The organism is Actinomadura gamaensis (assembly GCF_042652125.1).
In the GTDB taxonomy this organism is placed as follows: domain Bacteria; phylum Actinomycetota; class Actinomycetes; order Streptosporangiales; family Streptosporangiaceae; genus Spirillospora; species Spirillospora gamaensis.
This window is the reverse complement of sequence record NZ_JBHSIT010000001.1, coordinates 1-23,760: the sequence shown is the minus strand read 5'-3', so window position 1 is coordinate 23,760 and position 23,760 is coordinate 1. Positions and strand designations below refer to the sequence as shown.

The window sequence follows — 23,760 nt, the reverse complement described above, 5'->3', positions numbered from 1 at the left end:
GATGTACAGGGACCGCACAGGGAGCGCATATTTGCGGAAGGCGGCCTGTTCACCGGCGCGGTGCTCCGGGCCCGGACCGCTGGACGGCCGGGTGCGGACAGCCTCGCCGCCCGGTCGAACGCGAAGCCGAAACGATCCGTGCTCACCTGGGAGGTGGCCATGGAGTTCCGGGTGCTCGGTCCCCTGGAGATCTGTTCGGACGGCAGGACCGTGCCGGTGCGGTCGGGCTCGCAGCGCGCCCTGCTGGCGGCGCTGCTGCTGTCGGCGAACCAGGTGGTCGCCGCGGACCGACTGATCGAAATCATCTGGGGCTCCGCGCCGCCGAACTCGGCCGAGGCGAACCTGCGGACGCACGTGTCCGCGCTGCGCCGCCTGCTCCAGGCTTCCGGCGGCGGCCCGTCCCCGCTGCTGACCAGGCCGGGCGGCTACCTCGTCCAGGTCGAACCGGACGACCTGGACCTGCTCGCCTTCGACGCGCTCGTCCGCGAGGGACGGCGCGCCCTGCGCGAGGACCAGCCCGCCACCGCCGTCCGGCGGCTGTCCCGGGCCCTCGCCCTGTGGCGCGGGCGTCCGCTGGAGGACGTCGTCCTGCACGGCGACGGCGACGCCGAGGCGGCCCGCCTCGCCGAGGTCCGGCTGGGCGTGGTCGAGGACCGCCTCCGGGCGAAGCTGCTCAGCGGCGACCTCGCCGACGTCGTGGGCGAGCTGAGCGGCCTCGTCGTCGAGCATCCGCTGCGCGAGCCGCTGTGGGCGCTGCTCATGCTCGCGCTCCAGCGTTCCGGACGGCAGGCGGACGCGCTCGCCGCCTACGACCAGGTCCGGCGCGTCCTGGCGGACGAACTGGGCGCCGATCCGGGACCCGAACTGCGGCGGCTCCACCAGCAGATCCTGACCGGCGACCCGGCCCTCACCGCCGCGCCCGAGCCGCCGCCGTCGCCCGCGGCGCGCTGCGACCTGCCCGGCGACCTGTCCGACTTCACCGGCCGGCGGCGCGAGGTGGGCCGCGTCCTCGCCGACCTCGCCCCCGCCCGCGGGGACGCGCCGTCCGCGATGCTGATCTCCGCGATCGACGGCATGGGCGGCGTCGGCAAGACCGCGCTGGCCGTCCACCTGGCGCACCGCCTCGCCGACCGGTACCCGGACGGCCGGCTGCTGATCGACCTCCAGGCCCACCACCCGGTGAAGGCGCCGCTCAGCCCGTCCGACGCGCTGGAGAAGCTGCTGCGGGCGGCAGGCGTGCGCGGCGAGCAGATCCCGCCGTCCGAGGAGGACCGGGCGGCCCTGTGGCGCGCGACGCTCACCACCACCCGCACCCTCGTCGTCCTGGACAACGCCACCGACAGCGCCCAGATCCGTCCGCTCCTCCCGGGCGCCCCCGGTTGCCTGGCCCTGGTCACCAGTCGCCGACGGCTCGGCGGCGTGGACGGCGCCCAGCACCTGTCCCTGGACGTCCTGCCCCGGGCCGAAGCGGCGGCCCTCCTGGAACAGATCGTCGATGACGCCCGTCCCTCCCGGGAACCGGACGCCGTGACCGAACTCCTCGCCCTCTGCGGCCACCTGCCCCTGGCGATCCGCATCGCGGGCTCCCGCCTCCGCAACCGCACCACCTGGACCGTCGCCCACCTGACCGACCGCCTCCGCGACACGCGCCGCCGCCTCACCGAGCTGCGCGCCGAAGACCGCGAGATAACGGCCGTCTTCTCCCTCTCCTACCAGTGCCTCACCGCCCCCCAGCAACGCCTGTTCCGCCTGCTGGGCCTGCACCCCGGCCCGGACATCGACGCCGAAGCGGCCGCCGCCCTCACCGGTTGGCCGCGATCCACCACCGAGGACCTCCTGGAAGACCTCCTGGACGTCAACCTGCTCCAGCAGCCGCAGCAGGGCCGCTACAGGTTCCACGACCTCGTCCGCGCCTACGCCGCCGACCTGGTCGCCGAGGACCCCGACACCACCGCCGCCCTGACCCGGCTCTTCGACCACTACCGCGACACCACGGCGACCGCGGCGGCCCTGCTCGCCCCCGCCGAACGCGAGCAGCGCTCATCCGAGCCCGGCGCGTCCTTCACCGGCCCGGACCACGCCCTCGCCTGGCTGGACACCGAAAGGGCCAACCTCCTCGCCGCCGCCGCGCACGCCGCCGACCACGGCTGGCCGGGCCACGTCCGCGACCTGTCCGGCGCCCTGGCCCGCTACCTCAACGCCCGCGCCCGCCACACCGAGGCCCTGGCCCTCCACACGGCCGCCTGGTCCGCCGCCCGCCGCCACGACGACCCGGTCGGCGCGGGCCACGCCCTGCACGACCTCGGCCGCGTCTACTTCTTCCTGGCCCGCTACGACGAAGCGGTGCAACACCTGGAACTCGCCCTGCACATAGCCCGCCGCGTGGCCGACCGCACCGGCGAGAGCCACGCCCTCAACGGCCTCGGCTACGCCCTCTGGCGCCTAGGACGGCACGACGAAGCCCTCACCCACCTCGCCCGGGCCTGCGACATCGCCGAAGCCCTGGACGACCAGATCGGCCTCGGCTACATGACCTGCGCCCTGGGCGGCGTCCACAACGACGCGGGCCGCCCGGCCGACGCCCTCGTCCACCTGGAACGCTGCGTGGCCCTCACCGACAAAACCGGCGACCAGTTCACCCGCGGCAACGCCCTCGGCCTCCTCGCCCAGGCCCACGACCACCTGGGCCACCACACCACGGCCCGCAACCACTACCGCGAAGCCCTGGCGACGTCCCGGGCCATAGGCGAACGCGCCGCCCAGGCCTTCGCCCTCAACGGCCTGGGCGAAACCGCGACCGCCACCGACTCCCCCACCGCCGCCCTGACCCACCACCAGGCCGCCCTCTCCCTGGCCACCGAGATCAACGACCGCCACGAGCAAGCGCGAGCCCACCACGGCCTGGGCAACGCCTACCAAGCCCTGGGCCGCCGCCAGGAAGCCCGCCCGCACTGGTACGAGGCCCTGACCCTCTACACCGACCGAGGCGCCGCCGAAGCCGCCCGGATAGCCCACATCCTCGCGACCTGACCCCTCACGAAGCGGGAAAGAAGGCGATGACCGTGCGGGACGCCTCCGTCCCCGACCAGGAACAGCGGACGGCGAGAGCGGCGACGAGAGCGAGCCCGCGACCGGACTCGTCCAGCTCATCGGACACCGCACCCGCCGGGACCCCGGACCCGCCCTGGTCGACCACGGAGACCGCGACGTGCTCCCCGTCCAGCAGGACGCCGACCTCGAACACGCCGCCGGGCTCACCGGAACGAGTGTGCTGAACGGCATTGGCCGCGAGCTCGTCGACGACCAGCAGCATGTCGTCCAGCCCGGGATGCCCGGGCAGCAGCGTCCGCAGGAAGAACCGGGCTTCCCTGACCTGTTCGGGACGACCGGGAAAGGAACGCTGCCAGTACATCTCCCGGACGGACGGGGCGGGCTGGGGCATCGCGAGCAGCATCGGCGCACTCCCTGAACACGAACGAGCTTGGACCGGTAACCCGGCGTGGTCGCCCACAGTCCATCCCCACGGACGGCCCGAGTCCCGGTTTCGGCCTCCCCGCCCACCCCTCCAGCCGATTCCTACGACGCGCGGCACGACCGGGCCCGTGCCCGACGTCCCGCAGCCGTACGTTCCGCTCGCGAACGTTCCCGAGCCGACCGGCACCTTTCACGAAAAGCCCGCGCAACCCCGAGAACAACCACCCACCGTCACCATCCGTTGCCTATCGTGGCGATCAGGTCTGACAGATCACGCGGCCGAGGTTGACCCCCGGGCCGGTCCGTTCAAGGGAGAACGCGTGTGAGCAGCCCCTATGTACGTCGCCGTCGACTCGCCATCGAACTCCGCGCGCTCCGCGAGTCCCGCGACCTGACCGCCGACGACCTCGCCGCCCGCATCCACCAGTCCCGCGTCAAGATCTCCAAACTGGAGAACGCCCACGGCCGCCCCGACCTGGCCGACGTCATGAACATCCTCCGCGCCCTCGAAATCCCCGACACCGACTGGCGCCGCTACATGGAACTCGCCACCGACGCCGCCCGAAAGGGCTGGTGGGACAAGTACGGCGACACGATGGGCGACCGCCAGCGCATCTACGCCGACCTGGAATCCAACGCCGAAACCATCCGCGAATACCAGCCCGGCGTCCTTCCCGGCATCCTCCAGTCCCCCGACTACACCTGGACGCTCATCAGGAGGGAACAGGCACAGGGGCCGACCACGTACTCAGCTGATCGCCTTGCCCAGGCAAGGCTCCAGCGACAGCGCACAGTCCTCCGCGCGGACGGCCCGCGCTGCGAGTTCATCCTCGACGAGGTGGGGCTACGTCGCTACAGCTGCCCGCCCGACGTGTACGTCTCGCAATTGCGCCACATCATCGCGCTGGCGGAGTCCGAGCCCCGGGTTTCCGTACGGGTGCTTCCCCTCCGAACTGAGATGATCGCGAGCCCTATGCCACGCTCGCCGCTCCTGATCTTCTCGTTCCCGGACCCGGACGACCCGACTGTGGTCGTTGAGGCGACCGTCACCGCCGACATCATCCTCACCCGGCCGGAGGAGGTCTCTCGCAGCCTGGCCCGGTACGAGAACGTGCGGGATGCGGCACTATCGGAGGTGAGCAGCCTCAGCTTCCTCAGTTCGCTCGCCGACGAAATCACTCATGCGGCAGGATCGACGCCATGACCACCACGTACTACGGCTGGCGCAAGGCGAAGCGCAGCGAGCCCAACGACTCCTGCGTCGAAGTAGCCCGTTCGTCAGCCAACACAATCGGAGTCCGCGACACCAAGGCCAACGGCCAAGGACCCATCCTGGACGTCACCCGCGCCGACTGGCGCGCATTCCTCACGGAGCTGCGCTGGTAATCCGCCAGCAATACGGCAGGAACGAAGACATGACCACCAGGTACTCCGACTGGCGCAAAGCCAGCCACAGCGAGCCGGGCGAGAGCTGCGTCGAGGTGGCTCGCTCCACGAGCAGCACGGTCGGCGTCCGCGACACCAAGGCCAACGGCCAAGGCCCCATCCTGGCCGTCACCCGCGCCGACTGGGCCGCCCTCCTCACCGAACTCCGCCGGTAGCCCGCCACCAATACGGCAGGAACGAAGACATGACCACCAGGTACTCCGACTGGCGCAAAGCCAGCCACAGCGAGCCGGGCGAGAACTGCGTCGAGGTCGGGCGCTCCAGCGCCGACACCGTGGGCGTCCGCGACACCAAGGCCAATGGCCAAGGCCCCGTGCTCGACTTCACCCGCGCCGACTGGGCCGCCTTCCTCACCGTCCTTCGCAACTAGGCGCGGAAGAACTCCCTACCGGGTGGGTCAGCTGCCGAGGCCAGGGCCGATGGTTTCTCTCATGGTCCGATGGTGCCGCCTAAGATCCTCGGTTTTTTGCCCAGGGCCACCCACCTCGATCACCGGACACGATTGTCTCAACTGTGAGACAATCGTGCCATGAGTCTAGCCGCCTCCCTGGCCGCGGCTTCAACGATCGCCGAGGCGCAATGGGGGCTGTTCACTACCCGCCAAGCCCAGGCGGCAGGTGCCGCCCGTCGTGATCTCGTGCGGCTCGAACAGGCCGGTGTGCTCGAAAGAGTCGCCCATGGCGTCTACTTCGTCGCCGGCGCACCGCGCCCAGAGCTGCTGGAACTCAGGGCGGCCTGGCTACAGCTCTCCCCCGGAACTCCGGTCGGCACCCGAACCCCGGGCGAGGGCGTCATCTCGCACATGAGCGCTGCCCTCGTCCACGACCTGGGCACCCCGGACCCGCTCGGGCACGAGTTCACCTTCCCCGCGACGCGCAGAGTCCGCACCCGACGCTCGGACGTCGGGATTCACCATGGCGCACTGGGCCCGGACGATATCGCGTGGGTGGACCAGATGCTGGTGACCTCAGTGCCACGCACGCTTTCGGACCTGGCCGCGGTCAACACCGATGGCGGCCATCTCGGCGAGATGCTTTCCGACGCACTCGATCGCGGACTGCTGACTCCGACAATCGCCGCCTCCGCGCTCACCTCCCACTCGCAGTCCTACGGCCTCCCTCCCAGAGACGGTCCAGGGCTGCTCCGCCTTCTCCTCTCTGAGATCGGACGATGACCGACGTGCGCTCGTACAGAGGCGCCGGCGAGGGTGTCCCCTACCCGACGCCCGCTGCCTTCAATGCCGCGATCACCGCGCGGCTCAAGGTCGCTTCCGAAGAATCCCCCTACACCGTCTCGCAACTGCGCCGACAGTTCGCCTACGACAGGATCCTCGCCAGAGTGTTCACCGTCGGCGACGGATCCTGGATCCTCAAAGGCGGCGTGGCGATGCTTGCCCGCCTGGACTCCGCCCGCCATTCCACCGATATCGATCTGGCCGCCTCCGCGGCTAGCCCGGAGAACGCGCTCAAGCTACTGCGGAACATCGCCGAGCACGATCTCGGAGATCACTTCACCTTCGTCCTTGATCAGCCGCGGTCACTCGTCCAAGGCGTCGCAGGTCTGCGGATCCCAGTGGCGGCGACGCTCGGTCCCCGCCCGTTCGAGCGCTTCAGCATCGACCTCGTCACCGGCGTACAGATCACAGCACCGCCCGAAACCAGCGGGCCGCTGAACCTCCTCGCCGACGTCCCAGGGCTGGTCAAGCCCCGGTATCGGCTCTATCCGCTGGTCGACACACTGGCGGACAAGGTCCTGGCCATCGTCGAACGGCACGGTGACCGACCGTCCACCCGGTTCCGCGATCTGGTCGACATCGTCCTGATCGCCCACACGGCGACGATCGAAGCCGCCGCACTGCGCCGGGCACTTCACTCAGAGCACCACCGTCGAAACCAGCTGCTCAGCGATCACTTCGACATCCCCGACGCATCCGTCTGGAAGAAAGGCTATGAACGTGTGGCTGCCGATGTGCCAGATCTCAACGAACGCACACTCGCGCCCGCCCTCCTTCTCGCGAGGGCATTCCTCGACCCGGTGCTGAATGGCGAGCGCCAGTCTGGCCGGTGGGACCCTGCCGGCCGGCGATGGCTACCTACGGCTGGAGCCGCCCCGGGGAATCGCCCGGATTAGGTCGCGGGGCGGTCAGATGCCGAGGCTGCGGCCGATGATTTCTTTCATGATTTCGGTGGTGCCGCCGAAGATGGTCTGGATGCGGACGTCCTGGTAGGCCTTGGCGATGGGGTACTCGTTCATGTAGCCGTAGCCGCCGTGGAGTTGGAGGCAGCGGTCTACGACGGTCTTCAGCATTTCGGTGGTCCAGTACTTGGCCATTGAGGCTTCTTCGGCGTCGAGTTCGCCCTTGGCCTCCTTGGCGAGGCACTGGTCGAGGAAGGCGCGGGCGACGGTGATCTCGGTCTTCATCTCGGCGAGGGTGAAGCGGATGTGCTGGAACTTGCCGATGGGACGGCCGAACGCCTCGCGGTTCTTGCAGTAGTCCAGGGTCATGTCGAAGGCGGACTGGGCGCCCGCGACGGCGGAGACGGCGATGCAGAGGCGCTCGCGGGCGAGGTTCTGCATGAGGTAGATGAAGCCCATGCCTTCCTCGCCCAGGAGGTTCGACGCGGGGACGCGGACGTTGTCGAAGAAGAGTTCGGCGGTGTCCTGGGCGTGCATGCCGATCTTGTCGAGGTTGCGGCCGCGCTCGAAGCCGGGCATGCCGCGCTCGACCATGAGCAGGGAGACGCCGTGCGCGCCGGCGGACGGGTCGGTCTTCGCCGCGACGATCACCAGGTCGGACAGGATGCCGTTGGTGATGAAGGTCTTCTGGCCGTTCAGGATGTAGTCGTCGCCGTCCTTGACGGCGGTGGTCTTCATGCCCTGGAGGTCGGAGCCGGCGGCGGGCTCGGTCATGGCGATCGCGGTGATCAGCTCGCCGCGGCAGTAGCCGGGCAGCCAGCGGCGCTTCTGCTCGTCGTTCAGGAGCTGCACGAGGTAGCCGCCGACGACGTCGTTGTGCACCGAGAAGCCCGGCCCGGACGCGCCCGCCTTCGCCAGCTCCTCGTTCAGGACGGCGTAGTAGCGGTAGTCGGTCTCGCCGCCGCCGCCGTACTCCTCGGGCATCTCGATGCCGAGCAGGCCCTGCCGTCCGGCGGCGAGCCACACGTCCCGGGAGACGATCTCGTCCTTCTCCCACTGGGCGTGGTACGGCTCGATCTCCTTCGCGATGAAGGAGCGCACCATGTCCCGGAAGGCCTCGTGCTCCTCGGTGAAGATGTCGCGTGCCATGCGCCGGAGCTCCTCGACTGTAAGTGCGTACTGACTCGCCCACAATGTAGCGCAGCGGCGTCCGTCGTCCCAGGCAGAAGGGTGTGACGTACGCCAAAGGCCCGCCACCCGGCGATGGGTGGCGGGCCTCCGCGGAAGGGTCAGAGGCGCGCGGCGCCGGACTCCACGCGCTCGTCGGTCGCGGTGAACGCGATGCGGACGTGGCTCGCGCCCGCCGGGCCGTAGAAGTCGCCCGGGCCGACGAGGATGCCGAGGTCGGCGAGGTGCGCGACGGTGTCCCAGCACGACTCGTCCCGCGTCGCCCACAGGTACAGGGACGCCTCGGAGTGGTCGATGCGGAAGCCGTGCCGCTCGAACGCCTCGCGCAGCGCGGCGCGGCGCCGCGCGTACCGCTCGTACTGCTCGCGGACGTGCTCGTCGTCGTCGAACGCGGCCCGCATCGCGGCCTGCACCGGCGCCGGGACGATCATCCCCGCGTGCTTGCGCACCTCCAGCAGGCGCTTGACCAGCGACAGGTCGCCGGATACGAATCCCGCGCGGTACCCGGCCATGTTGGAGCGCTTGGACAGCGAGTTCAGCACGAGCAGGCCCTCGTGGGAGCCCTCGCAGACGTCCGGGTGCAGGAGCGAGACGGGCGGGTTCGACTCGTCCCAGCCGAACTCGACGTAGCACTCGTCGCTCACGACGATCGCGCCGCGCGAGCGCGCCCACGCGACCACCTTGCGCAGGTGCTCCACCGGCAGCACCTTGCCGGTCGGGTTGGACGGCGAGTTCACCCAGACCAGCTTCGGCGTCTCCGGGCCGAGCGACAGCAGCGAGTCGGTCGCGACCGAAGCGGCCCCGGCCAGCCGCGCGCCGACGTCGTAGGTCGGGTACGCGAGCGCCGGGAAGGCGACCTTGTCGCCCGCGCCGAGGCCGAGCAGCGTCGGCAGCCAGGCGACCAGCTCCTTGGTGCCGACGACGGGGAGGACGGCATCAGGGTTCGCGTCCGCGACGCCGAGGCGGCGGCGCATCCAGCCCGCGACGGACTCGCGCAGCGCGGGCGTCCCGTACGTCTGCGGGTAGCCCGGCGCGTCGGCGGCGGCGCGCAGCGCCTCACGGATCGGCTCCGGGGTGGGATCCACCGGCGTGCCGACCGAGAGGTCCACGATCCCGTCCGGGTGCGCGGCGGCGCGCTCCTTGTAGGGCGCGAGCCGGTCCCACGGGAAATCCGGTAGCGAGAGCAAATCCCACCCCTCCTGTCTCATCGAGAAACGGCGAGGGCCGCGACCTCCGCACAGGAGGGCGCGGCCCGACGACCTGAACCGGACCGGGGAGTCCCGGCCGCCGCTAGTCCTCCTGCGTCTGCGGGGGCAGCGCGGCGACGATCGGGTGGTCCTTGTCGATCTTCCCGACCTTCGAGGCCCCGCCCGGGGAGCCGAGGTCGTCGAAGAACTCCACGTTCACCTTGTAGAAGTCCTTCCACTGCTCGGGGACGTCGTCCTCGTAGTAGATGGCCTCCACCGGGCAAACCGGCTCACACGCACCGCAGTCGACGCACTCGTCGGGGTGGATGTAGAGCTGGCGCTTCCCCTCGTAGATGCAGTCGACCGGGCACTCCTCGATGCATGCCTTGTCGAGCAGGTCCACGCAGGGCTGCGCAATGACGTAGGTCACGTCAGTGACTCCTCTCGGGTTACCGGCCCCGCCGCACGTCACGGCTCACCGCAAGCTCGCTGTGAATAGTATGGCCATCACCGCACGGTCGATTCGACATGGGGGTCGCACATGCCAGGGCGTATCGGCGCGCGGCTGGTGGTCTCCGTCACACCGGCCGACGTCGGCGCGCGGGTCTCGCTCCGCCGCCGTCTGCCAACGGGAGAGTACAGCGACGTGGTCGGCGTGCTCGAATCCTGGTCCGGCGGAGTGCTGCTGGTCCGCCGCAGGACCGGCGAGCTGGTGGACGTCCCCGAGGGGATCGTCGTCGCGGGCAAGGTCGTCCCGCCCACCCCGCCGCCCCGCCGCCGCCCCCGCGCGGAGTGATCCCCGCCGGCCCCGCGGCTCGGGGGTCACGCACGGTGGCGGCAAAGGTTCGGTGAAGATCCAGGCCGTCCCGCCGGTTCGGGGAACCGGGCACGGCACGCCCTCCGGAAGGTGTTGGCCGGGGGGTCGATATGGAAGCTGTGCTCGCGGCCGAGGGGCTCGGCGCGCGGACGCGCCGGGGCCCGATCTTCACCGGGGTGACGGTGAAGGCGGGGCCGGGCGAGGTCGTCGCGGTGTCGGGGCCGGGCGGCAGCGGACGGACGAGTCTGCTGCTCACGCTGGCCGGACGGATGCGTCCGGCGGAGGGCGCGCTCGCCGTCGCCGGCACCTCGGACCTCGCGCGCATCCGCACGCGCGTCGCGGTCGCGCGGCTGACCGGCGCGGCCGAGCCGGAGCCGGAGCTGAGCGTCGCCCGGCACGTCCGGGAGCGGTGCCTCACCCTGCGTGACCCGGGCGCCGCTCGCGACTTCGACGACGTGCGCGAGATCGTCGGGCTGACGGCCGCCGACGGCGAGGTCGTCCGCGATCTGCCGGACGCCGAGAGCACGCGCCTCGCGCTCGCCCTCGCGCTGCTGGAGGAGCCCGCCGTGATCGTCCTGGACGATCTGGACCTGGGCGCGGACGCCGAGGAGCAGGTCACGCTGTGGTCGGCGGCACGCCGCGCGGCCGGCGCCGGCCCGGCGGTGGTCGCGACGGTCACCGAGCCGTCGCCCGCGCACGGCCTCGCCGACGCGTTCGTCCGGCTCGAACCCCGCGACTTCGCGCGCCACGAACCCGCCGGCTCCGCCGGACCCACCCCGGCCGACTCCGCCCCGAACGAGGGCGGGGCCGAGTGATGCGCCGATTCCGTCTCCCTCCAGCCTTCCGTCTCCCTCCAGCGTTCCGTCTCCCCCCGGCGTTCCGTCTCCCCTCGGCGTTCCGTTTCCCTCCGGTGTTCCGACTTGCTCCGTATGAGCTGCTGCGCTTCCGCACGCTGTTGCAGCGGCTCGGGCTGGTGTTCGCGATCCTCGTCCCGACGATCTACGGCGGGATCTACCTGTGGTCGAACTGGGACCCCTACAAGCGGCTCGACCGGGTGCCGGTCGCGGTCGTGAACGAGGACCGGCCCGTCCAGGTGCAGGGCCGGACGGTGAACGCGGGCGCGGACTTCGTCTCCGAGCTGCGCAAGGACAGGCTGCTCGACTGGCACTTCACCGACTCGGGGACCGCCTCGCACGGCCTCGGCCACGGCCGCTACTACGCGGTGATCACCGTCCCGCCGGACTTCAGCTCGCGGCTGACCAGCGGCGCGACCGGCATGCCGGAGAAGGCCGCGATGTCGATCCGGCTGGACGACTCGAACAACTACCTCGTCGGCGTGATGGCCAAGACGATCCAGTCGGAGCTGGAGCGCAAGATCTCGGCGGCGGCCGTCAGCGCCTACTTCGAGGCGGCGTTCGGGAAGCTCACCGAGCTGCACAGCGGCCTGTCGGACGCGGCGAACGGCGCGAGCGAGCTCAACACGGGACTCGGCAAGGCGAAGGACGGATCGGCCCAGCTCGTCAACGGTCTCGTCGCCGCGAAACAGGGCAGCGCGCAGCTCGTCACCGGCCTCGCCCAGGCCGACTCGGGAACGGAACAGCTCGCGGACGGCCTGACCCAGCTCAAGGCCGGGACGGCGAGGCTCGCGCCGGGCGCGGCGCAGGTGGCCGGGGGCGTGCACGAGCTGGCGTCCACGGCCGTCCCGCTGGCCGAGCTCGCCGCCGGGAGCCTGCCGAAGCTGGCGAACGAGGCGTCCTCGGTCACCTCCGACGCGGCCCGGCTCACGTCGGCCGCGACCGTCCTCACGCAGCGGCTGGCCAAGGACACCGGGGCGGTGGACGGCTGGCTGCGCGACGTCGCCGCCCGGCATCCCGACGTCGCGAAGAGCCCGCACTACCGCGCGCTCCTCGGGTCACTGCGGTCCGTGGACGGCACGGCCGAGCCGCGGCTGCGCGACCTGGCCGCCCGCTTTCCCGCCGTCACCGACACCTACGGCTACTGGACGGCCCTCGACGTCGCGCGCAAGCTCGACGCGACCCTGCCCGGCCTGCTGCACCGCCTCGCCGTCCGCTACCACATCGCGCCGGACGACCCGGTCTACGGTCCGCTGCTGGAGCTGGCCGACACGATCGCCGAGCGCACCGCCGACCTCGCCCGGACGACCGCGCACGTCAACACCGTCGCGATGGGACTCGCCGCCGACGCGAACTGCTTCGAGCAGGTCGTCCCGGCGTTGCGGAAGAAGCTGCTGGAGGGCGCGTCCGGGCTTCGCACGCTCGACAAGGGCGCGGCGGCCGTCGCGACCGGCGCCCGGCAGCTCGACGACGGCGCGACGCCCCTGCTCGCGGGCGCGCAGAAGCTCCATACGGGCGCCGGGCAGTTGCTCGCGGGCGGACGCCAGCTCGACAGCGGGAACGCGCAGCTGCTCTCCGGCGCGATCCAGCTCGACGACGGGAACGCGCAGCTCAAGGCGGGTGCCGGGAAGCTCGCGTCGGGGCTGGCGTCGGCCCGCGACCAAATCCCGCTGGTCGGCAACGGCGACCAGCACCGCGCGGCCGAGAACTTCGCGAACCCGGTGAACGTCCGGACGTCCAACGCGCATCCGGCCAAGGTCTACGGGCGCGGCCTCGCGCCGTTCTTCATCGCGATCGGCCTGTGGGTGTTCGGGATCGTCGCGTTCCTGATGATGCGTCCGGTCTCGGGGAGGCTGCTCGCCGGCCGCCTCGGCGCGGGGACGGTCGCGTTCGCGGCCTACCTGCCCGTCCTCGCGGTGGGGCTGGTCGCGGCGCTGGTCCTGTTCCTCGTCCTGGACGTCGGGCTCGGCCTCGACCCGGTCTCCACCGCCGGGACGCTCGGCCTGATGGCGCTCGGTATCGCCGCGTTCGCCGCGATCGTGCAGTTCCTGCGGGTCGCGGTCGGCGCGGTCGGGGACGCGCTGGCGCTCGTCCTGCTGATCACGCAACTGGTGTCGTGCGGGGGCCTGTACCCGGTGCAGACGCTCCCGCAGCCGTTCCGCGTGATCCACCGAGTGATCCCGATGACGTACCTGGTGGAGCCGCTGCGGACGACGATCTCCGGGGGCCTGGCGAGCCGCGCGCTCCGCGACGCCGGGATCCTCGGGCTCTACCTGCTCGCGGCGCTGGCCCTGCTCGTGCTGACCGTCCGGCTGCAACGCCGCTGGACGATGTCCCGGCTGAAACCGGACCTCGAACTGTGAAGGGCGTCAGGACCAGGCGGGGAAGGTGTGGCCGGGGATGAGCCGCTTGCCCTCCGTCAGCTCGCCGATCGTGACGAAGGTGAACCCGCGCTTCTTCAGCCCCGCGAGGACGCGCGGGATCGCCTGCACGGTCGTCTTGTGGATGTCGTGGAACAGCACGACGTTGCCCTTCTTCGGGTCCCGCGTCCCGACCCGGACGTTCCGGGCGACGTCGCGGTACCGCCAGTCGAGGCTGTCCACGTCCCAGACGATCTCCGGCATCCCGACGGCCTTGCCGACGCGCGCGTTCGTCGCGCCGTACGGCGGCCGGAACACCTCCGGCGCCACCCCGCCGGACGCCTGGGTGATCACCTTCTGCGTCCGCCGCACCTGCGACCGGACGGCCGCGGTGGACAGCGTCGTCAGCTGGGGATGCGACCAGCTGTGGTTGCCGAGCTGGTGCCCCTCCAGGACCATCCGCCGGACGTCCGCCTTGTACCCGCCGACGTTCTCCCCGAGCATGAAGAACGTCGCGCGCGCGCCCGCCGCCTTCAGCACGTCCAGCAGGTGCGCCGTGTAGGGGCCGGGGCCGTCGTCGAAGGTCAGCGCGACGCATTTCAGGCGCGCGCAGTCCATCGTCCGCGCCGGGGGCGCCGTCGGGGTCGGCGGCGGGGCGAGCGCCGCGGCCCGCTTCTTCGCGGCTGCCGCCTGCTGCCGGAGGTCACCCGCGTGGACGGACCCGCAGGCCGCGACCACCGCCGCCGCCAGCCCCACCGCCGCGCCCTTCGCCACCGTGCTGCCCCGCATGTCCACGCACCTCCGCTCCGTCGCCTGAGCCCCTCGTCGCCTCAGGCGTGCCCCGGAACAGATCACGTGTCCTTGAGGATCCCGTCCAGAAACGGCAAAACCCCCAGACAAATCCGGAGGTTGCCAGACAAACCGGTCGGTGCGGTCGAGCCATAAGGAACATCAGCGAACCGGCCAGCCGGTCACCTGAAACTTCTGATCACCGGACGGGCCAGTCGGGCACCTCGCCGGGCAGGTCCTTGCTGACCCGCATCGGGAACTCGGCCGGACGCTTCTCCAGGAAGGACGTGACGCCCTCGGCCGCGTCCGGGGCGCCGCCGAGCGCCGCCATCAGCCGCGAGTCGTTGACGTGCGCGTCCCACGGGGACGGCGCCGACAGGCCCGACCACATCAGCCGCCGGATCGCCGCGACCGACACGGCCGAGGTGTTGTCGGCGATCTCGCGGGCGAGCGCGTACGCGGCGGGGAGCAGTTCGTCCGGCGGGTAGACGCGGGACACGAGCCCGCCGTCGAGCGCCTCGCGGGCGTCGAAGACCCGTCCGGTCGCGGCCCATTCCATGGCCTGCGCGATCCCGACGAGCCGCGGCAGGAACCAGGACGAGGCGGCCTCGGTGACGATCCCGCGCCGCGCGAACACGAACCCGAACTTGGCCTTCTCGCTGGCCAGCCGGACGTCCATGGGCAGCGTCATGGTCACCCCGACGCCCACGGCCGCGCCGTTGAACGCGCCGATGACGGGCTTCAGGCAGCGCGCGATGCGCAGCGCGACCGTGCCGCCGCCGTCGCGCGGGGTGCCGTCCTCCAGGACGTCGTCCTCCCCGGCGAACATGTCGTGGGACTTGTCCTTGTTGAAGGTGTCGCCACCGCCGCCGAGGTCCGCGCCCGCGCAGAACGCCTTGCCGGCGCCCGTCACGACGACCACGCGCACGTCGTCGTCGGCGTCGATCCGGTCGAACGCGTCGAGCATCTCGGCGCGCATCGTGTACGTGTAGGCGTTCATCCGGTGCGGACGGTTCAGGGTGATCGTCGCGATCCCGTCCCGCACCTCGTACTCGATCTCGGTGTACGTCACCCGGCCGTCCCTTCCCGCGTTTTGGAAGCCGATTCTAGAATGCGTCCCCCGAAGCTCCCGGCGCCCGCCCCCGCCCCACAGGTGAGGGAGGGGTCAGGACGACGCGGACGGGAAGAGGCTCTCGACGATCTCGCGACGCCAGTCGGCGACGCCCGCGGTCACGCCGGGCGGCGGGTGCGGGGCGAGGAAGTCGCCGTCCGGGACGAGGTTGACCGTCACGCCGTCGCCGAGCTCGAAGGTCGCCGGGTGCGCCGGTCCGGCGGCGGCGATCCGCCGCGCCAGCTCGCCGAGCACCCGCGACCAGCCCGACCCGAGGTACCAGGCGAGCCCGGTCACCCGCAGCTCCGGCAGGCCGCGCGCCGCCAGGCCCGCCGTCCGCAGTTCCAGCCCGCCGGGACGCTCGGCCCCGACGATCCGGACCTCGCCCCGTGTCCGCTGCCGATCCACGCGTTCCTCCTCGCCCGTTCCGCTGACGCTCGCCCGTTCCGCCGGCGCTCGCCCGTTCCCCTGACGCTCGCCCGTTCCGCCGGCGCTCGCCCGTTCCGCTCACGTCACGATATGGCGGCGCGGGCGGGGTCGAGCGCCCGGCGGAAGTGACATGTCCGATAAATTGCGCGATGTGAACTGGTCCGTGTCGACGTACGACTCAGCCTTCGGGTACGTCTCCGCACACGGCGCCCCGCTGGTCGACCTGCTCGACCCGCAACCCGGCGAGAAGATCATCGACCTGGGCTGCGGGACGGGCTCGTTCACCGCGGAGATCGCCGAGCGCGGGGCCGAGGTGCTGGGCATCGACGGCGCGCCCGAGATGGTCGCCCAGGCGTCCGCGCTGTACCCCGGCCTGTCGTTCACGATCGGCGACGCGCACGACTTCACCACCAGCGAGCCGTTCGACGCGGTCGCCTCCAACGCGGCCCTGCACTGGATGACCCGCGACCCGGACGCCGTGATCGCCCGCGTGCACGCCGCGCTCCGTCCCGGCGGACGGTTCGTCGGCGAGCTCGGCGGCGCCGGGAACTGCGCCGAGCTGATCGCCGCGATGCAGACCGCGTGGCGCGTGTTCGGCCTCGGCGAGCCCGAACTCCCCTGGTACTTCCCGACGCCCGCCGAGTACGCGGCGCGGCTGGAGGACGGCGGCTTCACCATCCGCCTCATGGAGCACGCCGACCGGCCGTCCCGGATGACCGAATGCCCGGACGGCGCGGCCGACTGGATCCGCATCTACGCGCCGAGCACCCTCGCCGACGTCCCGCCCGAGATGGTCGAGCCGCTGCTCGCCCGCGTCAACGAGCTGGCCGCCCCCGCCCTGCGCCGCGAGTCCGGCTGGGTCGCGGACTACGTCCGGCTGCGCTTCGCCGCCGTCCGCAAGCCGGACGGCTCCACCACCCTCCCCTGACCGCCACTCCCGCGGGTCCTCCGGGGCATCGCTTAGGCTCCGAGGCATGCTGCGCCTGCACGACCCTCGGTCCGGACGGCTCGAAGGCCTGCCACGCACGGAGGTGCTGTCGGTCCACATCGCGGACGACGCCGACCTCCGCGGCCTGGTCGTCGCGGACCTGTTCCGCCGCGTCGCCGAACGCGCCGGACGACGCGTCCAGGTCGCGGGCACGCACGAGGACGCGTCCGACTACGGCGTCCCTCCGCTGCTGCCCCCGCCGTCCCGCCCGGATATCCACATCGTCCCGGAGGCGCGGGAGGCTGAATCCCTGACGCTCGTGGTTCCGCCAGCAGCGTCCGGTTCGGTGCCCGAGGACGATCCGCTGGCCGTGCGGCTGGCCTTCCTGTCGGCGCACTACCGCGAGCCGCTCGTCCCGGACGCCGAAGCCGCCTCAGCACGCCTCCACGCTTGGCGGACGGACGTCGCGACCTGGGCGAACGCTCCGGGCCGTCCGCTGCACCGCCCGTCGGTCACCGAGGCCGAGAAGGCGCTCGCGGACGACCTGAACACCCCGGTCGCGCTGGCCGTCCTGGACCGGGTCGCGTCCGACGCGTCGCTCGCCCCCGGCGCGAAGCTGGAGACGTTCATCCACCTCGACCTGCTCCTCGGCCTGAACGTCGTGGCCGACATCGGCCGGACCACCTGATTCACGGCGAGGCGGGCCCATCGGGACGTTCCCCAGAGCCCCGGCGGGTCCCGCCGCGACGCCGTTAGCCTGCGAGCCCCCGCGCATGAAGGAGGGCTCGATGAGGGGCATGGTGTACGCCGCGCTCGCGCTGTGCCTTGCCGCGTCGGCCTGCACCGACCGGACGGCGGCACGCGGCGGGGTCCTGAACCCCGTGGGAACCGTCCCGTCCAGGTTCGCCGCGGCCCCGCCGACCGCTCCCGAGGACGTCCTGACCCGGTACCGCCGCTTCCACGAGGTCGCCGAGAAGGCGCTGGCGACGGGCGACGCGTCGCAGATCCCGACCGTCGCGACCGGCGCGGTGGCCGCCCACCTCCAGAAGGAGATCGCCCGCGACCGGCGCAAGGGCGTCGTCCTGCGAGGACACGCGGTCCCCCACCCGCACCTGGCGGCCGTCCGCGCGGGATCGGCGCAGCTCGTCGACTGCCTGGCCGCCGCGGGCCCGTACACCTTCCGGCGCGGGACCGGGAAGCGCGTGGGCGGCGCGCCGAGACCGCACCGCTCCCTGGTCTATGCCACGATGTCGCACGCCGACGGCACGTGGAAGGTCGCCGAACTGGCCACGCCCAAGGACTCCCGATGCTGACCGCGTGGGAGGAATTCCGATGCTGACCGCACTCAAGGACTCCCGTTGCTGACCTCGTCCCTGCTCGCCTGGACGGTCCTGACCGGCGGCTGCACCCGATCGGGCGGCTGGGTCTGCACGATCGGCGCGTCGTCGGCCTCACCGGGCGGCCACGGAAGGTCGTCCGCCGCGGACGCCGCACCCCCCGAGGGCATCGACGTCGAGCCGATGTGCCGGGCGACCGGCGGCGCAGACCATTGCATGACGCTCCCCGAGAAGCCCGCGAAAGTCCCGACGGCCGACGTCGCGGCGATGGCCTGGGACTCCTTCGAGCTCCCGCCGCCGCGTCCGCACACCAGCCCGTCCGGCCGCTCGTGGGTCTCGCTGCCGACGTACTTGTGGATCGACGCGTCCGCCTGGAAACCGCGCCTCGCCCGCGCCTCCGTGGACGGCCAGACCGTCACCATGACCGGCACGCCGCTCCGCGTGGACTGGTCCACGGGCGAGGCCGCGACCACCTGCGACGGCCCGGGCACTCCCTACCACCGAGGCGGCCCACCGAGCACCTGCGCCTACACCTACCGCCGCGCCACGTCCGCCACGGTCACCGCGACGGTCTACTACACGGTGAACTGGACCTGCTCCGGCGCATGCGACGCCCTGAGCGGCTCCTACGGCACCTTCCCGGCCTCCGCCTCGACCCACCTGACCGTCCAGGAGATCCAGACCCGCACGGACACCCCCTCCTGATCCACCCAGGCGACGACGCCTTAAGGACGTCCCCCGCCACCGTCCTCGCCTCCCTGCTCGGCGACCTGACCGCCGCCGACCGCGCGTCCTTCGCCCTCGCCTGACCTTCGAGTTCGCCTCTGGACTTACGAGTTGGCCGGATCCGGCAGCCGAACCCCGCATCCCGAGATCGAACGCTACTGTCGAGCGTCATTTGATCTTGAGGAGTCCCGTTCCCCATGCCCGCGAAAGCCCTCGCGCTGGCCGTCGTCGCCGTCCTGGCGGCGGCCTCGTGCGGCACCGCCTCCCCCGGCGGCGTCGAGATCCCCAAGGCCGCCGGCGAGGTGTCGAGCACGCCGGCGCAGGCCCCGTCCGCGCCGCCCATGGCCTTGAAGGACGTGCCCACCGGGTACGGCACGTCCCGGAGCGCCCCGGCCGACATCTCGGCCGCGCTCGCCAAGGCCCGCGCCGACCACCGGCCCGTCCTGCTCGACTTCGGCGCGAACTGGTGCCCGTCGTGCAAGACCATGCTGCGCGTCTACCGGGACAGTTCCGTCCTGGCCCTGCTCGGCCAGTACCACCTGGTCATGGTCGACGTCGGACGGTTCGACCGGAACCTCGCCACGGCGCACCGCTACGGGCTGAACCTGGAGCGGACCGGCATCCCGGCGTTCGTCGTCCTCGCGCCGTCCGGGGAGGTCAAGGTCGTGACGGGCAATGACGCCGTCGGGGGCAAGGACGCCGCGACGCCCCGGCGGGTGACGACCTTCCTGGGCCACTGGTGGCGGTGAGACCGCTTCCGGCCATCGTCCTGGCGGCCTCACTCGGTGTGGCGTTCGCGCTCGGTGGGTGCGCGGCGACGCACGGGCGGACATCCGACCGCTTCACCGAGGGTGGCGTGGAAGTGACGATCAGGGTGACGGCGTCCACCGCGACCGCGGTCTTCCGGCCCGTCCGCCCCGGTTTCCACCTCTACAGCCGCGACCTGCCGCCGGGCGGTGTCGAGGGCCTGGGCGTCGCCACGAACCTGACCGTCCGGGACGGCCTCACCGCCACGGCCCGTCCCACGGCGGACCAGCCCGTTCGCGCTCTTCACCTGCCGTCCGTGAACGCCACCCTGCCCGTCTACCCCGACGGCCCGGTGACGCTCACGCTCCCCCTGCGCCGGTCCGGCCACGCGGGTGACGCCGTCGTCTCCTACGCGGCGTGCAGCCCTACCACGTGCCTTCCTCCCGTCAAGGACCACGCCACTCACGTCACCTACTGAGCACGGGGACGGAAGGTGAACATCGGCATCCACTTTGGCGGTATTTCTTCGCGTGTGGCGCGGTTGGCGTAGGTTGACGCACGCGCCCCAAGTCGGTTGTCTTGGGGCTTTCATCACGGCTGTTACCGATCCCTCTACGGAAAGGCCAGTTGGGTGCGTCCTTCCAAGACCCGACTTCTCATCGCGGGCGGCGCCGCCGGTGCGCTCGCCATCGGCGGCGGGGTGGCGTACGCCGCCACCGGCACGTCCACCACGCACGACGCCGGGAAGGTGTCGGCGCAGAGCCCGGCCGGGCCGGGCATCATCGCCAAGGACTTCGGCTCCGGCATGTCCGCACAGGCCAACCTCGACTTGTCGAAGGCCAAGGTCGTGCCGATGCCCGAGCCGGCATCGACTGCGCAGTCGTCCGGGATCCAGGCGGAGGCGGCTGACACCCAATCGCTCAACCTCGATGGTGCGCTACCGGAGAACACTCCGGACTCGCTCAGCGCCAAAGGAACGGTGACCGCCGCCAGCTCCAGCGCCAGGCTCTGGACGCGGCACGGCAAGGCCCCCGCGCGCACGATCGGACGCCTGCTCGCCACCGACGACCGCGAGACCTTCTACTCCTGCACGGCGACCGTCATCACTTCGCACAACAAGTCCACGGTGTGGACGGCGGGGCACTGCGTCCACAAGGGCCGGGGCGGCAAGAACGGGTTTTACAGGTACTACGCGTTCCAGCCGGACTTCGACAGGGGCAAGGGCCTCGGGGTCTGGTACCTGTCCGGCATCCGCGTCATGGCGCCTTGGGCCAACAGCAGTGACCTCCGCTACGACTTCGCTGCCTTCACCGTGACGAAGCACGGCAAGACGCCGATTCAGTCGGTGACCGGCGCGCAGGGCCTGAGCTTTGGGTACAAGCACCGCAAGTACCCCTTCTACACGTTCGGCTACCCTGCCGAGCTCCTGCCCTCCGGCAAGAGGCTGCACAACCCGCCGGACCAGCTCTACTACTGCTCGGGCACGAGCTTCGCCTCCAAGTACCCCGCCGGGGGACTCGGCATCATGTGCAGCATGGGGCCGGGCGCGAGCGGCGGGCCGTGGCTCTACGGGATGAAGAGCAACGGCATCGGACGCGTCGCGGGCATCAACAGCACGCACATGACCAAGACGCTGCAGATGAACTCGCCGTACCTCGGGTCGGCGGCGATCAAGCTGTACAAGGCGATCCAGGGCTGACGTCCCGGAGCCGTCCAGGGCTGACGTCCTGAGGCGGTTCGGGGCTGAGGCTCCGAGGCGCGGGGCCCCGCCGTCCGGTCGGACGGCGGGGCTCATTGTTTTCCGTAATCGGCGTTCGGAGATGACCCAATCGTGATCTGACGCCGAGATCATCTCCCTGTCCCCGCAGGCCCCATCCCACAGGGAGTCCTTTTCCGTGACCCGAATGGGCCGCACGGCGGGATACGCCGCGGCAGCCGCCCTGGTGGCGGCGGTGCCGCTGGCTTCCGCGCCGGCGCAGGCCGCGTCCCCCGCCGAGATCACCTGGAAGCGCTGCGCGGACGACCACTCCGCGCAGTGCGGCACGCTCACCGTCCCCATCGACCGGGCCCGCCCGAAACTCGGCACGATCAAGCTCGCCGTCGCCCGGGCCAGGGCCACCGATCCGAAGCACCGCCTCGGGACCGTCTTCGTGAACCCCGGCGGGCCGGGCGGGTCGGGCATCGACTTCGTGCTCGACCGGGCCGGGCTGTCCCGCGAGGTGCGCAAGCGCTATGACATCGTCGGGTTCGACCCGCGCGGCGTCGGCGGGAGCCATCCCGTCAAGTGCGGAAAACTCGGCAAGGCGCCGGCGCTCTACCCGCGGAACGAGGCCGAGTTCCGCAAGCTGAAGGCGTACCAGGGCGCGCTGTACAAGGCGTGCCGCAAGAACACCGGCCCCATGTACGACCACATGGGCGCCACCGACTTCGCGCGTGACATGGACGCCGTCCGCGCGGCGCTGGGCGAGCAGCGCATCAGCTACTACGGCGTCTCCTACGGGACGTGGCTCGGGCAGCGTTACGCCGAGCTCTTCCCGGGCCGTCTGAAGGCGATGGTCGTGGACGGCACGATGGACCACACCGTCGCGGGCGCGTCCCGTTTCACCTCGGACGAGTCGCGCGGGCTGGAGGCGGCCTACGCGCAGTTCGCGCGCTGGTGCCCGACGTCCAAGTACTGCGCGATCCGCGGCAAGAACCCGTGGAAGGTGCTGGACTCGCTGATGAAGCGGGCCTCCGCCGGGACGCTGCACGACATCGACTCGCCGAAGATCCGGCTCACCCCGGCCGGGATCGCCCAGACCGTCCGGTCGACCATGTACGACCCGATCGCCTGGAACGAGCTGAGCGAGGAGCTGGGCGAGCTGTCCCGGCAGAAGGCCCGCAAGGTCAAGGGCGCGCGCACGCCCGTGTCGCCGGACGGCCGGTTCGCCGGGATCATGTGCTCGGACTGGTCGTTCCCGGTGCGGAACTACAAGGACCTGGCCGCGATGTGGGCCGCGAACCGGAAGGCCGCCCCGCACCTGGGGACGAGCCCGCTCGGCTACGAGGCGGTCGTCGCGTGCCTGGGCCGTCCGGGCGGGGCCGACCGGCAGCGGCCGTCCCGCATCCCGGCGTCGGCGCCCGTCGTGGTGATCGGCGGGGTCGGCGACCCGGCGACGGTCTACCCGTGGGCGGAGAACGTGAACCGGCAGGTCAGGGGTTCGTCCCTGGTGACCTACCAGGGCGCGGGGCACGGCGCGTACGGGCTGAGCCCCTGCGTCCGCAAGTCCGTGGACGCCTACCTGCTGGCGGGGACGCGTCCGGCGGCGGGCGCGCGCTGCCCGGCCGTCCTGCCGGACTACAGCTCGCAGAACGAGCGCCGGATCCCGCGCTCCCCGTCGCAGCCGACGCGCTTCTGAGCACCGCGCTTCGAGCGCTGTGATTTTTCCGGGCCCCCGGTCGGATTTTCCGGCCGGGGGTTCGTTTATCCGATTGCGCCGGTCGCGGGACGTCCGCCACGCTCGGAGAATGACCATGGAAGAGCTTCTCGAACTGGAAAAACGCGGTGAGCTTCCCAAGTTCGTCCTGTTCTGGGGAGGGACGCAGGCGAAGGGCTGCCTGAGCCAGTGGTACCCGTCGCCGTTCACCGTGGACGGCGTCGAGTACCCGACCGCCGAGCACTACATGATGTGCGAGAAGGCGCGGCTGTTCGGGGACGAGGCGTCCGTCGCGAAGATCCTGGAGTCGCCGGATCCGGGGCGCGCGAAGGCCATGGGCCGGAACGTGCGCGGGTTCGACGAGGACGCGTGGGTCGAGCACCGGTACGACATCGTCCGGCGCGGCAGCGTCGCCAAGTTCTCGTCCGACCCGGACCTGCGCGGCTTCCTGCTCTCGACGGTCGGGAAGGTCCTCGTCGAGGCCAGCCCGCTGGACCGCATCTGGGGTATCGGCTACGACGAGCACGCCCCCGAGGCGCGCCGCCCGTCGCAGTGGCGCGGCCTGAACCTGCTGGGCTTCGCCCTGATGGACGCGCGCGACGAGCTGCGCGAAGAGATGATCGAAAGCTACCGCAGCCGCCACGACGCCTGACCCCGCCGCCCCCAGCACGCGCGGTCACGCAGCACGCGGCCCCACGGCACGCGGCCCCGCGGCACGCGGCCCCGCGGCACGCGGCAGCGCGGCAGCGCGGGACGCGGCAGCGCGGGACGCGGCAGCGCGGGGCGCGGCAGCGCGGGACGCGGCAGCGCGGGAC

27 protein-coding genes are annotated in these 23,760 nt (G+C 71.6%); 19 read left to right on the top strand and 8 right to left on the bottom strand.

The annotated features are described in order from the left end of the window. Window positions 1–159 precede the first annotated feature (159 nt). Window positions 160–3,030 carry an AfsR/SARP family transcriptional regulator gene (locus tag ACFPCY_RS00135; protein WP_378251456.1) on the top strand — a complete coding sequence of 957 codons (2,871 nt, stop codon included), beginning with the start codon at window positions 160–162 and terminating at the stop codon, window positions 3,028–3,030. A 4-nt stretch (window positions 3,031–3,034) separates the two neighbouring features. On the opposite strand, the gene ACFPCY_RS00130 is transcribed toward ACFPCY_RS00135, so the two are convergent. Next, window positions 3,035–3,454: an ATP-binding protein gene (locus ACFPCY_RS00130; RefSeq protein ID WP_378251455.1), complete on the bottom strand. Its 420-nt coding sequence runs from the start codon at window positions 3,452–3,454 to the stop codon at window positions 3,035–3,037. A gap of 342 nt (window positions 3,455–3,796) precedes the next feature. Between ACFPCY_RS00130 and ACFPCY_RS00125 the strand changes: the two genes are divergently transcribed. From ACFPCY_RS00125 to ACFPCY_RS00100, 6 genes are all read left to right on the top strand, one after another. Then, the gene (locus tag ACFPCY_RS00125; RefSeq protein ID WP_378251454.1) at window positions 3,797–4,678 is read left to right on the top strand and encodes a helix-turn-helix domain-containing protein; all 882 of its coding nucleotides are present in this window, start codon (window positions 3,797–3,799) and stop codon (window positions 4,676–4,678) included. Further along, the gene (locus tag ACFPCY_RS00120; RefSeq protein ID WP_378251453.1) at window positions 4,675–4,860 is read left to right on the top strand and encodes a DUF397 domain-containing protein; all 186 of its coding nucleotides are present in this window, start codon (window positions 4,675–4,677) and stop codon (window positions 4,858–4,860) included. The genes ACFPCY_RS00125 and ACFPCY_RS00120 overlap by 4 nt, the downstream gene beginning before the upstream one ends. Window positions 4,861–4,889: 29 nt before the next feature. Beyond that, window positions 4,890–5,075: a DUF397 domain-containing protein gene (locus ACFPCY_RS00115; protein WP_378251452.1), complete on the top strand. Its 186-nt coding sequence runs from the start codon at window positions 4,890–4,892 to the stop codon at window positions 5,073–5,075. A gap of 29 nt (window positions 5,076–5,104) precedes the next feature. After that, window positions 5,105–5,290 (top strand): DUF397 domain-containing protein, encoded by a 186-nt coding sequence (locus ACFPCY_RS00110; RefSeq protein WP_378251451.1) that lies wholly within the window; start codon window positions 5,105–5,107, stop codon window positions 5,288–5,290. Window positions 5,291–5,449: 159 nt separating this feature from the next. Beyond that, window positions 5,450–6,094: a type IV toxin-antitoxin system AbiEi family antitoxin domain-containing protein gene (locus tag ACFPCY_RS00105; protein WP_378251450.1), complete on the top strand. Its 645-nt coding sequence runs from the start codon at window positions 5,450–5,452 to the stop codon at window positions 6,092–6,094. Beyond that, a complete protein-coding gene (locus ACFPCY_RS00100; RefSeq protein ID WP_378251449.1) occupies window positions 6,091–7,050 on the top strand; it encodes a nucleotidyl transferase AbiEii/AbiGii toxin family protein in 960 nt (319 codons plus the stop codon). The genes ACFPCY_RS00105 and ACFPCY_RS00100 overlap by 4 nt, the downstream gene beginning before the upstream one ends. Before the next feature lie 12 nt (window positions 7,051–7,062). Here ACFPCY_RS00100 and ACFPCY_RS00095 read toward each other — a convergent pair whose 3' ends face one another. From ACFPCY_RS00095 to fdxA, 3 genes are all read right to left on the bottom strand, one after another. After that, entirely contained in the window at window positions 7,063–8,205 is a 1,143-nt protein-coding gene (locus ACFPCY_RS00095) for an acyl-CoA dehydrogenase family protein (protein WP_378251448.1), read from the bottom strand. 140 nt (window positions 8,206–8,345) lie between these two features. Continuing rightward, window positions 8,346–9,431 (bottom strand): succinyldiaminopimelate transaminase, encoded by a 1,086-nt coding sequence (gene dapC, locus ACFPCY_RS00090; RefSeq protein ID WP_378251447.1) that lies wholly within the window; start codon window positions 9,429–9,431, stop codon window positions 8,346–8,348. Window positions 9,432–9,534: 103 nt separating this feature from the next. After that, window positions 9,535–9,861, bottom strand: coding sequence for a ferredoxin (gene fdxA / locus ACFPCY_RS00085; protein ID WP_378251446.1), 327 nt, complete (start codon window positions 9,859–9,861; stop codon window positions 9,535–9,537). A 111-nt stretch (window positions 9,862–9,972) separates the two neighbouring features. On the opposite strand from fdxA, the gene ACFPCY_RS00080 reads away from it, so the two are divergent. From ACFPCY_RS00080 to ACFPCY_RS00070, 3 genes are all read left to right on the top strand, one after another. Next, window positions 9,973–10,227, top strand: a complete 255-nt coding sequence (locus ACFPCY_RS00080) for a putative acetyltransferase (protein WP_378251445.1) — start codon at window positions 9,973–9,975, stop codon at window positions 10,225–10,227. Between the two features lie 131 nt (window positions 10,228–10,358). Further along, window positions 10,359–11,063 carry an ATP-binding cassette domain-containing protein gene (locus ACFPCY_RS00075; protein WP_378251444.1) on the top strand — a complete coding sequence of 235 codons (705 nt, stop codon included), beginning with the start codon at window positions 10,359–10,361 and terminating at the stop codon, window positions 11,061–11,063. Between the two features lie 95 nt (window positions 11,064–11,158). Continuing rightward, complete coding sequence (locus ACFPCY_RS00070) at window positions 11,159–13,465, top strand: YhgE/Pip family protein (RefSeq protein ID WP_378251443.1); 2,307 nt, start codon at window positions 11,159–11,161, stop codon at window positions 13,463–13,465. 6 nt (window positions 13,466–13,471) lie between these two features. Here the strand turns inward: ACFPCY_RS00070 and ACFPCY_RS00065 are convergent, their stop codons facing one another. From ACFPCY_RS00065 to ACFPCY_RS00055, 3 genes are all read right to left on the bottom strand, one after another. After that, window positions 13,472–14,251 carry a polysaccharide deacetylase family protein gene (locus ACFPCY_RS00065; RefSeq protein ID WP_378251442.1) on the bottom strand — a complete coding sequence of 260 codons (780 nt, stop codon included), beginning with the start codon at window positions 14,249–14,251 and terminating at the stop codon, window positions 13,472–13,474. Between the two features lie 199 nt (window positions 14,252–14,450). Then, on the bottom strand, window positions 14,451–15,323 hold the full coding sequence (locus ACFPCY_RS00060; protein ID WP_378251441.1) for an enoyl-CoA hydratase-related protein: 873 nt from the start codon (window positions 15,321–15,323) through the stop codon (window positions 14,451–14,453). Between the two features lie 93 nt (window positions 15,324–15,416). Further along, on the bottom strand, window positions 15,417–15,770 hold the full coding sequence (locus ACFPCY_RS00055; RefSeq protein WP_378251440.1) for a hypothetical protein: 354 nt from the start codon (window positions 15,768–15,770) through the stop codon (window positions 15,417–15,419). Between the two features lie 172 nt (window positions 15,771–15,942). Here ACFPCY_RS00055 and ACFPCY_RS00050 point away from each other — a divergent pair, with 172 nt between their 5' ends. The 9 genes from ACFPCY_RS00050 (at window position 15,943) to ACFPCY_RS00010 (ending at window position 23,597) form a co-directional block, all read left to right on the top strand. After that, window positions 15,943–16,719 carry a class I SAM-dependent methyltransferase gene (locus tag ACFPCY_RS00050; RefSeq protein ID WP_378251439.1) on the top strand — a complete coding sequence of 259 codons (777 nt, stop codon included), beginning with the start codon at window positions 15,943–15,945 and terminating at the stop codon, window positions 16,717–16,719. A gap of 46 nt (window positions 16,720–16,765) precedes the next feature. After that, window positions 16,766–17,407, top strand: a complete 642-nt coding sequence (locus ACFPCY_RS00045; protein ID WP_378251438.1) for a cysteine--tRNA ligase — start codon at window positions 16,766–16,768, stop codon at window positions 17,405–17,407. Between the two features lie 100 nt (window positions 17,408–17,507). Further along, window positions 17,508–18,032 (top strand): hypothetical protein, encoded by a 525-nt coding sequence (locus tag ACFPCY_RS00040; RefSeq protein WP_378251437.1) that lies wholly within the window; start codon window positions 17,508–17,510, stop codon window positions 18,030–18,032. A 45-nt stretch (window positions 18,033–18,077) separates the two neighbouring features. Then, on the top strand, window positions 18,078–18,761 hold the full coding sequence (locus tag ACFPCY_RS00035) for a hypothetical protein (RefSeq protein ID WP_378251436.1): 684 nt from the start codon (window positions 18,078–18,080) through the stop codon (window positions 18,759–18,761). Between the two features lie 218 nt (window positions 18,762–18,979). Further along, window positions 18,980–19,531 (top strand): thioredoxin family protein, encoded by a 552-nt coding sequence (locus ACFPCY_RS00030; protein WP_378251435.1) that lies wholly within the window; start codon window positions 18,980–18,982, stop codon window positions 19,529–19,531. Between the two features lie 113 nt (window positions 19,532–19,644). Continuing rightward, window positions 19,645–20,007: a hypothetical protein gene (locus ACFPCY_RS00025; RefSeq protein WP_378251434.1), complete on the top strand. Its 363-nt coding sequence runs from the start codon at window positions 19,645–19,647 to the stop codon at window positions 20,005–20,007. Window positions 20,008–20,160: 153 nt separating this feature from the next. Further along, the gene (locus ACFPCY_RS00020; RefSeq protein WP_378251433.1) at window positions 20,161–21,228 is read left to right on the top strand and encodes a trypsin-like serine peptidase; all 1,068 of its coding nucleotides are present in this window, start codon (window positions 20,161–20,163) and stop codon (window positions 21,226–21,228) included. A 205-nt stretch (window positions 21,229–21,433) separates the two neighbouring features. After that, window positions 21,434–22,927, top strand: coding sequence for an alpha/beta hydrolase (locus ACFPCY_RS00015; RefSeq protein WP_378252537.1), 1,494 nt, complete (start codon window positions 21,434–21,436; stop codon window positions 22,925–22,927). A 109-nt stretch (window positions 22,928–23,036) separates the two neighbouring features. Beyond that, a complete protein-coding gene (locus tag ACFPCY_RS00010) occupies window positions 23,037–23,597 on the top strand; it encodes an NADAR family protein (protein ID WP_378251432.1) in 561 nt (186 codons plus the stop codon). Here the strand turns inward: ACFPCY_RS00010 and ACFPCY_RS00005 are convergent. Continuing rightward, window positions 23,573–23,760, bottom strand: a 188-nt coding sequence (locus ACFPCY_RS00005) for a hypothetical protein (protein ID WP_378251431.1), incomplete at its 5' end; no start/stop codon positions are given. The two genes, ACFPCY_RS00010 and ACFPCY_RS00005, sit on opposite strands and share 25 nt — an antisense overlap.

What these genes read in the sequence shown, in the direction of transcription:
- ACFPCY_RS00135 (WP_378251456.1), top strand. Translation starts at nt 160, where the DNA reads ATGGAGTTCCGGGTGCTCGGTCCCCTGGAGATCTGTTCGGACGGCAGG.
- ACFPCY_RS00130 (WP_378251455.1), bottom strand. Translation starts at nt 3,454, where the DNA reads ATGCTGCTCGCGATGCCCCAGCCCGCCCCGTCCGTCCGGGAGATGTAC.
- ACFPCY_RS00120 (WP_378251453.1), top strand. Translation starts at nt 4,675, where the DNA reads ATGACCACCACGTACTACGGCTGGCGCAAGGCGAAGCGCAGCGAGCCC.
- ACFPCY_RS00115 (WP_378251452.1), top strand. Translation starts at nt 4,890, where the DNA reads ATGACCACCAGGTACTCCGACTGGCGCAAAGCCAGCCACAGCGAGCCG.
- ACFPCY_RS00110 (WP_378251451.1), top strand. Translation starts at nt 5,105, where the DNA reads ATGACCACCAGGTACTCCGACTGGCGCAAAGCCAGCCACAGCGAGCCG.
- ACFPCY_RS00105 (WP_378251450.1), top strand. Translation starts at nt 5,450, where the DNA reads ATGAGTCTAGCCGCCTCCCTGGCCGCGGCTTCAACGATCGCCGAGGCG.
- ACFPCY_RS00100 (WP_378251449.1), top strand. Translation starts at nt 6,091, where the DNA reads ATGACCGACGTGCGCTCGTACAGAGGCGCCGGCGAGGGTGTCCCCTAC.
- ACFPCY_RS00095 (WP_378251448.1), bottom strand. Translation starts at nt 8,205, where the DNA reads ATGGCACGCGACATCTTCACCGAGGAGCACGAGGCCTTCCGGGACATG.
- ACFPCY_RS00080 (WP_378251445.1), top strand. Translation starts at nt 9,973, where the DNA reads ATGCCAGGGCGTATCGGCGCGCGGCTGGTGGTCTCCGTCACACCGGCC.
- ACFPCY_RS00075 (WP_378251444.1), top strand. Translation starts at nt 10,359, where the DNA reads ATGGAAGCTGTGCTCGCGGCCGAGGGGCTCGGCGCGCGGACGCGCCGG.
- ACFPCY_RS00065 (WP_378251442.1), bottom strand. Translation starts at nt 14,251, where the DNA reads ATGCGGGGCAGCACGGTGGCGAAGGGCGCGGCGGTGGGGCTGGCGGCG.
- ACFPCY_RS00045 (WP_378251438.1), top strand. Translation starts at nt 16,766, where the DNA reads ATGCTGCGCCTGCACGACCCTCGGTCCGGACGGCTCGAAGGCCTGCCA.
- ACFPCY_RS00040 (WP_378251437.1), top strand. Translation starts at nt 17,508, where the DNA reads ATGAGGGGCATGGTGTACGCCGCGCTCGCGCTGTGCCTTGCCGCGTCG.
- ACFPCY_RS00030 (WP_378251435.1), top strand. Translation starts at nt 18,980, where the DNA reads ATGCCCGCGAAAGCCCTCGCGCTGGCCGTCGTCGCCGTCCTGGCGGCG.
- ACFPCY_RS00015 (WP_378252537.1), top strand. Translation starts at nt 21,434, where the DNA reads ATGGGCCGCACGGCGGGATACGCCGCGGCAGCCGCCCTGGTGGCGGCG.
- ACFPCY_RS00010 (WP_378251432.1), top strand. Translation starts at nt 23,037, where the DNA reads ATGACCATGGAAGAGCTTCTCGAACTGGAAAAACGCGGTGAGCTTCCC.